The sequence below is a fragment of the Dyadobacter sp. 676 genome, assembly GCF_040448675.1.
Taxonomy (GTDB): domain Bacteria; phylum Bacteroidota; class Bacteroidia; order Cytophagales; family Spirosomataceae; genus Dyadobacter.
In genome coordinates this window covers 2,349,334-2,361,398 of record NZ_CP159289.1, presented here as the reverse complement: position 1 = coordinate 2,361,398, position 12,065 = coordinate 2,349,334, and the positions used below count along the sequence as shown (strand labels likewise).

At 50.8% G+C, this 12,065-nt stretch carries 7 protein-coding genes; all 7 read left to right on the top strand.

Translation table 11 applies throughout. The features are described from left to right. Positions 1 to 85: 85 nt before the first annotated feature. The 7 genes from ABV298_RS10525 (at position 86) to sprA (ABV298_RS10495) (ending at position 12,031) form a co-directional block, all read left to right on the top strand. Entirely contained in the window at positions 86 to 421 is a 336-nt protein-coding gene (locus tag ABV298_RS10525; RefSeq protein ID WP_353722077.1) for a YkvA family protein, read from the top strand. A 70-nt stretch (positions 422 to 491) separates the two neighbouring features. Beyond that, positions 492 to 692: a twin-arginine translocase TatA/TatE family subunit gene (locus ABV298_RS10520; protein ID WP_015813903.1), complete on the top strand. Its 201-nt coding sequence runs from the start codon at positions 492 to 494 to the stop codon at positions 690 to 692. Between the two features lie 92 nt (positions 693 to 784). Beyond that, positions 785 to 2,242: an Asp-tRNA(Asn)/Glu-tRNA(Gln) amidotransferase subunit GatA gene (gene gatA, locus ABV298_RS10515; RefSeq protein WP_353722076.1), complete on the top strand. Its 1,458-nt coding sequence runs from the start codon at positions 785 to 787 to the stop codon at positions 2,240 to 2,242. 272 nt (positions 2,243 to 2,514) lie between these two features. Next, positions 2,515 to 4,077, top strand: a complete 1,563-nt coding sequence (locus ABV298_RS10510) for a LysM peptidoglycan-binding domain-containing protein (RefSeq protein ID WP_353722075.1) — start codon at positions 2,515 to 2,517, stop codon at positions 4,075 to 4,077. 33 nt (positions 4,078 to 4,110) lie between these two features. After that, positions 4,111 to 4,701, top strand: a complete 591-nt coding sequence (gene ruvA, locus ABV298_RS10505) for a Holliday junction branch migration protein RuvA (protein ID WP_353722074.1) — start codon at positions 4,111 to 4,113, stop codon at positions 4,699 to 4,701. Positions 4,702 to 4,800: 99 nt separating this feature from the next. After that, the gene (sprA, locus tag ABV298_RS10500; protein ID WP_353722073.1) at positions 4,801 to 6,426 is read left to right on the top strand and encodes a cell surface protein SprA; all 1,626 of its coding nucleotides are present in this window, start codon (positions 4,801 to 4,803) and stop codon (positions 6,424 to 6,426) included. Continuing rightward, positions 6,407 to 12,031, top strand: a complete 5,625-nt coding sequence (sprA, locus tag ABV298_RS10495; RefSeq protein ID WP_353723169.1) for a cell surface protein SprA — start codon at positions 6,407 to 6,409, stop codon at positions 12,029 to 12,031. Before sprA (ABV298_RS10500) ends, sprA (ABV298_RS10495) begins: the two co-directional genes overlap by 20 nt. Positions 12,032 to 12,065: the final 34 nt, after the last annotated feature.

The window sequence follows — 12,065 nt, the reverse complement described above, 5'->3', positions numbered from 1 at the left end:
GTCAATGATTTCGCGGATTTTACAGTCGATTTTTTTTAGAAATGCCAAAGGGAAAGCAGGACGTTACGCCAAAAATTCAGCCAGTTTGTTTGAGCTCCTCCGGCAGGTGGTCGGCAAGCTGCAGACCGTCGGCGTGAAGGAAAACCTCGCCGAATTTCAGACGAGCGTCCAGCTGCTGATCCGGATGGTGAAGGCCTACGCTTCCGGCGAATATAAACAGCTTCCGTGGAAAAGTCTGGTATCGATAGTCGCTGTGCTCATTTATTTCGTATCTCCCATAGACCTTATTCCTGACTTCCTGCCGGTTATCGGAATTTCCGACGACGTGGCACTGGTGGTATGGCTCATCAAGACGTTGGGCGACGATATCCGGAAGTTCGCGGATTGGGAGAAGGCTACCAGGACAATTAATATCGGATAAAAGTGGCGGGAGGTCTGGTTGTTGTAAAAAAGAATAGTTATTTTTGTAAACATTAATAAAAGAAACAGATATGGAATCAATAACCGTTTTGGGAATTATGGGGTTGGGCGGACAGGAGATCTTCCTGGTTGCTCTGTTCGTGTTGCTTTTCTTCGGAGCAAAGAAAATCCCAGAACTTATGCGCGGTTTGGGGCAAGGTATCAATGAGTTCAAGAACGCTACTAAAGACGTTAAGGAAAATATTGAAAAAAGCATGGAAGACCCCAAATAACGCTTCCATCTTATCGAAGGTTTGATCCAGAGCCATTAAGCTACCACTTAACGGCTCTGATTCTTTATTTACAACCCCACAAAAAAATTGCCTTGAAAGAGTATCTGACGCTGGCCGAAATTCAGAGAGATTTACGTGAAGAAGGTTTGACGTGCGTCAAGTTGGTTGACCACTATTTGGAAAAAATAGAGGCTAACAAGCATCTCAATGCTTTCGTTGAAGTTTATGCCGAGGAAGCGAGAAAGGCGGCCCTGGCCGTAGATGCGAAGATCGCCAATGGCACTGCCGGAAAGCTGGCAGGCATGGTGATCGGTCTTAAAGATGTGCTTTCACTGACCGGCCACGGCTTGCAGGCCGGAAGCCGGATCCTTCAAAATTATAAGGCACCATACACCGCAACCGCCGTACAGCGGCTCATCGATGAGGACGCGATCATCATCGGGCGGCAAAACTGCGACGAGTTTGCGATGGGTTCTTCGAATGAAAACTCGTCATTCGGGCCGGTGCTGAACGCGATTAACAATTCCAAAGTCCCGGGCGGGTCGTCAGGTGGTTCGGCGGTGGCCGTTCAGGCCGGGCTGTGCCATGCTTCTTTGGGAAGCGATACCGGTGGTTCGGTGCGCCAGCCGGCCGCATTCTGCGGTGTGATCGGCGTGAAGCCTTCCTATGGCCGTGTTTCGCGCTACGGGCTCATCGCCTATGCTTCGTCTTTCGACTGCATCGGACCTATTACCAAAAGTGTGGCCGATGCCGCATTGATTCTGGAAGTAATGTCGGGTGCCGACGAATTCGATAGTACCGTTTCCGAAAGGGCGGTGCCTGCTTATTCGGAGAAACTGGAGTGGAACGGTAAGGCCAAAATCGGTTATATCCGCAGCGCGGTGGAGAACGAAGCGATCGCGCCTGAAATCCGCAGGCAGACTTCGGACCTGCTCAGCCGCCTGCGTGCGGAAGGTCATGAGGTAACAGGCATAGACATGCCGCTGCTGGATTCGCTTTTGCCTACCTATTATATTCTTACGACCGCCGAAGCGAGCTCGAACCTGTCGCGTTTCGACGGTGTCCGGTACGGCTACCGCAGCCCCGAATCGGCCGATCTGGAAAGCATGTACAAGAAGACACGCACGGAAGGTTTTGGCGACGAGGTAAGGAGAAGAATACTATTGGGTACTTTCGTATTAAGCGCAAATTATTACGACGCATACTATACCAAGGCGCAACGCGTTAGAAGATTGGTGCGGGAGGAAACGAACCGGTTCTTCGAGCAGTTCGATTTCCTGATTTCCCCGGTAACACCTACCACAGCTTTTACAATTGGCGAAAAGACGGAAGATCCGTTACAAATGTATCTTGCGGATATTTTCACTGTGCAGGCGAATGTCGTAGGTAATCCTGCGGTGTCCATTCCCAACGGGCTGGACGATCAGGGAATGCCTATCGGGATCCAAATTATGGCCCCTTATTTCGGCGAGGAAAAAATGCTGGCATTTGCCAATTATCTCACCGAGTTGAGCAAGGAAGGGGCCGTAGCATACAACCAGAGTCATTAGGCGCAAAAAGAGCATTTTTCTTTTTGACCCGTTTGTAAAGACAAAGGTTGTATTTACAACCCACGTTTTGAAGAAAAATATTATGCCAGAATAACAGGCAATCAGGTTTAGTTATTCTGAATGAGGAACTTGTATGAGTATTTGAGAATGTATTAGAGATTATTCTGATTCATCAGGGCTAAAAAGGACCTTTTTATCTGTCAGTAGGGATCATCAACAGGTATAAGCCAATGAAAACCGTGAATTGATTAACCTTCAAAAAACATTTATTAATGAGGATTTCGAAAAGAGTATTGTGGCTCGGAGCCATGTGTGCAGGGTTATGGACTATGCCCGTCGGGGCAATGGTTCCACAGGAGAGTTTGACATCCGGGCAGGATACAGTTGAGAGTATTGCTCAGGAAGAAGATGATTTGATGCCGTCACTTCCGGAAGTAGAAGAAATCGGGCCGAATCCCGCGGTTCCCGAAGAACTTTTAAAAGAAAGGTTCGCGAAGCTTGAAAAGTCGATCCCGCTTACTTACCACAAATCGTCCCACGAATTTGTAGAATATTTTATCTACAAAAAGGCCAAGTTCACCCAGACGATGATGGAGCGTATGCCGCTCTATTTCCCGCTTTTCGAGAAAACCCTCGCCAAGCACGGGCTACCTACCGAACTGAAATACCTGTCCATGATCGAATCGGGGCTGAATCCGACCGTGATATCACACGCCCGTGCGGGAGGCCTCTGGCAATTCATGCCGGCTACGGGCCGGGAATTCGGTCTCTATCAGGACAAATATATCGACGAACGCTTCGAGCCGGTAAAGGCAACCGAGGCGGCCTGCCTTTATCTTAAACAGCTTTACAACATTTTCGGCGACTGGGAGCTGGCATTGGCTTCGTATAACACGGGCCCCGGCAATGTGAAACGCGCGATGCGCCGCTCGCGCGGGACTACCTTCTGGACGATATACAATGTCCTTCCCCGCGAAACCCGTTCATACGTGCCGCAATATGTGGCCATGAACTACATGATGAACTATGGTTACGACCACGGCATTTTCCCCGAAAACACAGAATTCCAGATTCCGAACGATACCATTCACGTCAACGGTTATATCGACCTGACGGCATTTTGCAACAACGCAAGCATCGATTTCGAGGTCCTCAAAAAGCTCAATCCGCATATTACCAAGACGATCCTTCCCGAACAAACGCGCGACTTCGTTTTGAAAGTGCCGAGCGTCCGGTTCACCTATCTGATGAGCAACCGCGCATCGATCATGGATTCGTGCACAAGAAGATACCTTTCTTCCGGTGTAATGGTGGCCAGAGCCGACAGCACCCAGACCGATTCACTGTCCGGAAACGGCGCATTCCCTTATGTGCTGGCATCGAATGTGTCGGACGACGAAGGTTATGATGAAGATAGCGGCGAGGAAACGGTTCAGCGTACCCGCACCAAACGCGTATCCTACACGGTCAGGCGCGGCGATAACGTAGCGGGCATCGCGCGGAAGTATGGCGTTTCGGTAGCGTCGCTCCGTAAATGGAACCGCATCCGCCGCAACAATATCCGCAGGGGGCAGCGTCTGGTGATCTACAAAGAGGTGAAGGAAATTGTACCCGCAACCCGCATTGCAGCCAAAGCAAGGCCACAGCAGGAGGAAGAAGAGCAGGTGGCGAAACAGCAGCGTCATACCCGGAAACGTTATCATACCGTACAAAAAGGAGATACATTATGGATTATTTCGCAGCGCTACGGTCTGGAAATCGGTCAGTTGAAAAAACGGAACAAGATCAGGGGCAACTCGATCAAGCCCGGCCAAAAGTTGATTATTTCTACCTAGGAATTAACGCTTCAACATACACATACTATTTTTATGATTGCCTACGTTAACGGGATTGTAACCTATAAAGACCCAGCGTACGCTATTATCGATGTCAACGGAGTGGGTTACGAGGTCAGGATTTCATTACAGACCTATACTTCGCTCCCCGACATTGGTGCCCGGTGCAAGCTGGTAACGTTTCTCAATATACGGGAAGATGCCCACGTCCTGTACGGATTTTGGGGGAATGATGAGAAAAAGCTTTTCCTGGACCTGACAAGCATTTCTGGGATCGGGCCGTCGACAGCGCTCGTGATGCTTTCCTCTCTTTCCTCCTCGGAAATCCGGCAAGGAATTATTGATGAAGACCTGCGCCTGATCCAGTCGATCAAAGGCATAGGGTCCAAGACTGCTCAGCGCGTAATCCTCGAACTAAGAGACAAAATTCGTAAGGAAGAGCTCGTTTCGACAGGCACCCGGTCGGCCGAAACGTCGTCAAGCACTCTCCGGAGTGAAGCGTTGGCTGCGCTCGTTACTTTGGGTATTCCCAAGGCCACGGCGGAGAAAAGTCTGGATGCCATCATCAAACGTGAGGGGCAGTCTATTAGCGTTGAAAATCTGATCAAACTGGCGTTACGATAACCGGAACCGCAATGATATTTGGTGAAAAATTTTACGATGTTAAAATCGTGTTGACAGATTTGTTTGTAAATACAACCTTCTCTAAATAAGTATATTACCTTGTCATCAACGATTTACTCTTATCTTTTTAAGGTACTAAGCATTTCGGCCGGAGCGGTGTTCCTCGTAAACGTTTCGGGCGGCAAGGGCGAACCATATTCGGAACAGGCGGAAGAATGGGCCATACTTGCGGATACGCTTAGAGAAGATACCGTTAAGAAAAATATCGACAGGTCGGGCTCCCAGTTGATCATGCGATGGAAAGATTATTATTCCAACCGCATCTCGGAACCCCGGCCGCGGTCGCCGTTCTACCTTCGCGAGCCGAACAATATCTCCACCAACGTCATTCTCGACAGCGCCGGTAAAATTACGGTGACCGAGAAAATTCAAACGCCGGGCGTTTCCACGCCGGGCGTCACTACGCCGGGCGTCGCCGCGCCGGGCGTTTCCACGCCGGGCGGTGGATTAAACTACCGCTTACCTGAGCGGATGGATCTCGAAACTTACGACAAGATCCAGGAAGACAGGGCATTCAGAAGCCTCCTGCGCGAGTACGCCAGCAGACAGGATGGCAACAGTGCTCTCGGTGCGCGTGGCTTGCTGCCGAAACTTGATTTGCCGCCGGGCCTGTCGAAGCTGCTGGGTGATAACTTTGTAAACTTCAAACCGACCGGTTTTGTATCGCTGGACCTGGGTTTAATGCATCAGTTCCTCGACAATCCGGCAATTCCGATCCGGCAGCGCCGGAATACGCAATTTATCTTCAACGAGCAGATCAATATCAATTTCGATGCGAAACTGGGCGACATGCTGGGCTTCCAGACGAATTTCGACACGAAGGCCAACTTCAATTTCGAGAATGCGATCAAACTGAATTACAAGAATCCCGAAGAAAGTTTTATACGGAAGATCGAAGCCGGTAACATTAACTGGGCCATTAACAGTCAGCTGATCCCGGGCGTTCAGAATCTGTTCGGTTTGAAAACAGATTTTCAGTTCGGCCGTCTGAGCGCCACTTTCGTCGCTTCCCAGCAAAAATCAAGCAAGGAACGGATCACCCTGCGCGGGGGCGCGCAAAGCCGGGACTTCGAATTGCGGGCGGATACTTATGACGAAAATCGTAACTTTTTCCTTTCCCAGTATTTCCGGAATATCTACGAAAGCTCGCTGCAAAACACGCCGACCATTACCTCGGGCGTAACCGTAACGCGGCTTGAAGTGTATGTAACCAACCGCACGACCACCACCGAGTCGCTTCGTAACGTAGTCGGTTTCGCCGATCTGGGCGAGCCTGCACCTTACCGGGCGGGGAATCCCAATTTGCAACCTGTACGTTCGACCTCGCCCGCCGGCAACGAGGCGAACGGCCTTTATCAGACCTTGTCCAAGAACAACGCTTTCCGGCAGGTCGACAATGCCAATACCGCCATTACCGGCCTGGGACTCGAGAAAACGGTTGATTACGAGTTGCTGCGTGGCGCCAAGCGTCTTATCGTAGACCGTGATTATACTTTCCATCCCCAATTAGGGTATATCTCGCTTACCAATGCGCTCCGTAACGACGAAGTCCTGGCGGTTTCCTATGAATATACATTGAACGGACGGGCTTACAAGGTAGGGGGAGTTAACGGAGGATTATCAGGCGAGACAGGACAACGAAGTTATCGCGCTGAAACTCCTTAAATCTTCAACTATCCGTAACAATACCAAGCTGCCGATGTGGGACTTGATGATGAAGAACATCTATTCTCTCGGTACCAGCCAGATCGACAAGCAAGGGTTTCAATTGAGGGTTATTTATAAGGATGACCAGACAGGTATCGACAACCCGAACTTGCAGGAAAGTAGCATTGCTAACGTGCCGTTAATCCGCCTTTCGGGCCTAGACCGTTTGAATCCGGTGAACGACCTTCAACCCGATGGTAACTTCGACTTTGTGGAAGGCATTACTGTGGACAGTAAAACCGGCCGTATTATCTTTCCCGTGCTGGAACCCTTCGGTAGTAACCTTTCCCGGAAATTTGGCCCCGGCGAGGACGCTTACCGTAACAAATACGTCTTCAACGAGCTGTATCGTACCACGATGATCGATGCGCAGCAGGTTTCAGAGCGCAATAAATTTTTCATCAAAGGAGCGTACCAGTCGAGTGGCGGTGCGGAAGTACAGCTGCCATTTGGCGTACTCGAAACTTCGGTAACCGTAACTTCCGGAGGCGTGCCGCTCGCGCCGGGCTCGGATTATATTGTGGAAGCGCAGATTGGCCGCGTGCGGATTTTGAACACCAGCGTGCTCAACTCGGGACGTGAAATCGTGATCGAATACGAGCGCCCGGATATGTTCCAGAACCAGATCAGGACATTGGTAGGAACCCGCCTCGATTATGTTGCAAACCGGAACCTGAGTGTGGGTTTAACGGCCATAAAGTACAGGGAGCGGACGGCCGGTTTCTTGTCGCGGGTATCCATCGGTAACGAGCCGGTGAACAACACGATGCTCGGATTCGACGTGAATTTCCGTAAGGATGCACCATTCCTGACCAAATGGCTGGACGCCTTGCCGCTCATCCAAACGAAGGAAATGTCGACGATCCAGTTCAAGGGCGAGTTTGCCAAGTTATTCCCCGGTGTTTCAAAGGATGTGAATAACCGCTCGCTGGTGGATGACTTTGAAGCTGCCCGTACCATTTATGATCTTTCCCGCCAGCCGCAAAAATGGCGTTTGGGCGCAGTACCCACAAAGTTCAGGGATGGTTTTGATGGCAAAGACCTTAAATACGGATATAGACGTGCCAAGATTTCAGCTTATACGGTCGATAACATTTTCGGTGGCGACCAGGGTCTTGGCGGAGGTTACCAGCCGCCGGCCAATATAACCGAGGCCGATCGCAATAACTATTACGAGCGGCTTTACCTCCCCAGCCACATTTTTCCTAACCGACCCATCGCGGGGTTGGTGACTTATCCGCAGCAGATTCTTGACATTGCGTATTTTCCGAGCGAACGGGGAATGTACAACTATAATACGGATCTGAACCCGGACGGCCGCATGAAGAACCCGAGAAACAATTTCGGGGCGTTGAGCCGGGCTATTACTTCGGATAACGATTTTGACAACGCCAATATCGAAAGCATTGAATTCTGGATGCTGGATCCGTTTATTAATGATGGCACCGAAAAAAGCAAGATCAGAGATGGGTTTTCCAATACATCTAATACCACCGGCGGAAAACTGGTGTTCAACCTCGGTGATATTTCGGAAGATGTTATTCCCGACGAGCGTTACAACTTTGAGAATGGCTTGCCGTTGGTAGCGAAACAGGTGGGTGTGAATGTGGACTCGACGGCATGGGGTTATGCTACGAAATCGCAATACCTGATTAATGCATTCAGTAATGAAAATGGTGCGCGGCAGAAGCAGGACGTCGGTCTGGATGGTTTGTCGAATGAAGAAGAACGTGTTTTCTTTAAAAATTTCCTCGACCGCCTTCCGGCAAACCTGACTCCCGACGCACGCGCGAGAATCCTGGAAGACCCTTCCGGTGATGATTTCCAGTTCTTCCTCGGGGCCTCACTCGACAGCGCAGACATAAAAGTGCTGCAACGTTACAAGAACTACCTGGGGATGGAGAACAACTCTCCTGAAAGTCAGGGAAGGTCCGTGGATGTAACGCCGGCGTCGACCAACGTTCCGGATGCCGAGGACATGAACGTCGACAATACCATCAACGACAATGAATCTTATTATGAATATGAGATTGACCTGAAACCCGGCCAGCTTGAAGTAGGGAAGGGTTATGTTGTCGATAAAACCGTGAATACAAAGGACGGTCAGAGCTGGTACCTGTTCAGGGTTCCTATTAAAGAGTTTTCGGGGGTAGTAGGAAATATGAACGGTTTTAAATCGATCCGTTTCATGCGAATGTACCTGACCGACTTCCAGCAACCGGTGGTGCTCCGTTTTGCCCAGCTGCAAATGGTGGGCCAGCAATACCGGAAATACACTTATAACCTCGATGCGCCGGGCTTGCAGGAAGTTCCCGAACCTTACGATGCGAAATTTACAGTCGGAACGGTAAGCATTGAAGAGAACAGCCAGAATAACCAGAGCGCCAACAAATATGTGTATACCATCCCTCCCGGCTGGATACGCGACCAGGACAATACCCAACGTCCGCCGTTGCAGCTGAACGAACAGTCGATGAGCCTTTGCGTTACCGACCTGCGCGACGGCGATTCACGGGCTGTGTTTAAAAACGTAAACCTCGACCTGCTTTTCCGCAAGCGCCTCCGTATGTATGTACACATGCAGAACGAGCAAAACGAGGACAACATGGTAGGGACCTTCATGCGCATCGGTACCGACCTTACCCAGAACTACTACGAGATCGACCTTTCGGCATTGAAAGCAACCCGGCCCGGTGAGAGCCAGGACATCCAGGTTTGGCCGGAAAGTAACGAGATCAATATTGCGCTTGCCGACCTGATCGAGGCGAAAGCCCAGCGGAACCGGCAGATCGATAAAAACCTGAGCGTACCTTACACCATTACCACCGCCGACGGACGCTACAAACTTACCGTCGTCGGAAACCCGGACCTGAGTGCCGTGAAAGTACTTATGATCGGTATGAGGAATCCGAAATCGGCGGATGAACGGTCGAAGTCATTCTGTATCTGGGTAGATGAAATGCATGTGGAAGGATTCGACGACACGGGCGGTGTAGCGGCTATTGCGCAGCTGAATGCGAAGTTGGCTGATTTCGCGACATTGACTGCTTCGGGACGGATCGAAACATTCGGTTTCGGTTCTGTGCAACAGCGTATCGGAGAGCGTTCCCGCAACTTTACGGCCGAATACGGGTTTTCTTCCAATATCGCGTTGGACAAACTGCTTCCGGCTAACTGGGGCTTTCAGATCCCGCTGTTTGTGAGCTACGACCGGCGGAATGTAAAACCGCATTTCGACCCCCTCGATCCCGACACGCCGTTAAGCACGTCGCTGGCGAACCTCCAGACGGACGAAGAAAGGGACGGTTACAGGCGGATGGTGGAAGAGAATGCAGTTAAACGAGGGTTTAATTTCTCGAATGTCCGAAAGGTCAAGACCAAGCCGGGAGCCAGAAACCATTTTTACGACTTTGAAAACTTCTCGTTCACCTATGCATTCAGCGACGACAAGCGACGGAATATCCTGACGCAGGAATATAACCAGCGAATGTACAAAGCCGGTATTTCCTACATGTATGCGAGCCAGCCGAAGGCGATCGAGCCATTCAAGAAATGGAAGGCGACAGGCCGTTGGGCGGAGTTTATCAAGGAATTCAATGTGACGCTCCTGCCGAATATGGTTTCGCTGCGGACAGACGTAGACCGCCGGTTCCTGAAAACCCAGCTCCGTAACGCGGACCTGACTACCGACGGCATGCAGCCCTTGTATGAGAAATATTTCTGGTTCAACCGTTACTACGACTTTGGCTGGAACCTGACGCGCAATATGACGCTGACCTATTCCGCGACGGCCAACTCGATCGTCGATGAACCGGAAGGGGATATCAATACAGGAGAGAAGAAAGATTCGCTGTGGAACAATTTCAAAAAACTGGGCCGTATCAAAAATTTCGACCAGAAAATTGACCTGACTTACCGCCTGCCGCTCGACAAGATACCGGTTCTGGACTGGATGTCGGCAGATTACAAGCATTCCATCGGCTACAACTATCAGGCCAATGCATTGGGTTTGAAAGACACGACAGGCCTGCCGTTCGGGGACATTATCCGTAACAGCCGTGAGCGGGGCGTTACCGGGAAGGTGGATTTTGTGTTGCTTTACAACAAGCTCCGCTATCTGAAATTTGCCAATACGCCGTCGGCCGCCAGGAAGAACTTTGCACGCAGCCCCGGTGACATCGAGGAGATCGATATGCGCACGACCGACATTGTAAAAAATCTCACGAGGGCCCTGATGACCGTGCGCGGTATCAATTTCAGCTATTCGGTTTTGGAAACTACCGCATTACCCGGCTATTTGAGGGCTCCCAAGTATTTCGGGCTCGATAACGCCAACGCGCCGGGGCTCGGTTTCGTGCTGGGGCAGCAGGACAGGAATTTCCAGGTGAAGGCGGCCGAAAAGGGCTGGATCACGAAGAGTCAGCAGCAGAATATGCCATTCCAGCAGACCATCGCCAAGAACTTCTCGGCCAATACCACACTGGAACCTTTCAAGGATTTCAGGCTGATTATCGAGGCGCGCATGACGCGGCAGGACGCTTATCAGGAATTCTACCGGCCGGATTCGTCGGGGAATTTCGTATCTCAAAGCCCGCTTCGGAATGGTCAGTTCAGTATGTCGTTCATGTCGTTCCGGACGGCTTTTGCCAAAATGCGGCGTGACAATTCCTCGCCGGTATTCGACAAGTTCCGCGCCTACCGGGCCATCCTGCGCGATCGCCTGAATGCAGAGAATAAGAGCGGCGGCGAGTACAACGAAACATCGCAGGACGTATTGATTGCCGCGTTCTTTGCGGCATATACCGGCAAAGACCCGAAAACCGTCCGTACCAACCCGTTCCTGAAATTCCCGATGCCTAACTGGGATCTCAGCTATTCCGGTCTTTCACAGATACCGGCGTTCAAGCGGTTGTTCAGTTCGTTTACATTGCGGCATAAGTATATGTCCAATTACAGCGTAGGTAACTTTACGTCCTCGCTCGATTACGAAGCGCTTTATGTGAACCTGGCCGTGACGGGCTATCCGTTGTCGTCGAGGCTGAATGACCTTGGCCAGTATGTGCCGGTATTTGCGATGAGCACCATTACACTTTCGGAGAAGTTCCAGCCGCTGGTGGGCGTGGAGATGCGTACGCAGAGCCGTGTGACCGCGCGCGTAGAGTACAACCGCGACCGCACCATTGCATTGAACCTTTCCAACTCGCAGGTGGCGGAGCTCTTTAACCAGGATATTACGGTTAACATTGGCTTTACCAAAAACAATGTGCCGCTGCCGTTCAAGATCAACGGGGTGAAGAAGAAGCTGAAAAACGATATGACAATGCAGCTCGCGATGACGTTCCGCGACACGCGGTCGATCCAGCGGAAGTTCGATGGCGAGAATATCCCGATCGCCGGAAATATCAACTTCCAGCTTCGTCCGACGGTCAATTACATGGTCAATAACCGTTTGAGCGTACAATTCTATTTCGACCGGACGTTCAACGACCCGCTCGTTTCGAACTCATTCTACCGCGCCAGCACCGCCGGAGGAGTACAGCTCAAGTTCAATTTGGCTGAATAACATTTTGATTTGGAAAATACAGCTTACATCGTGT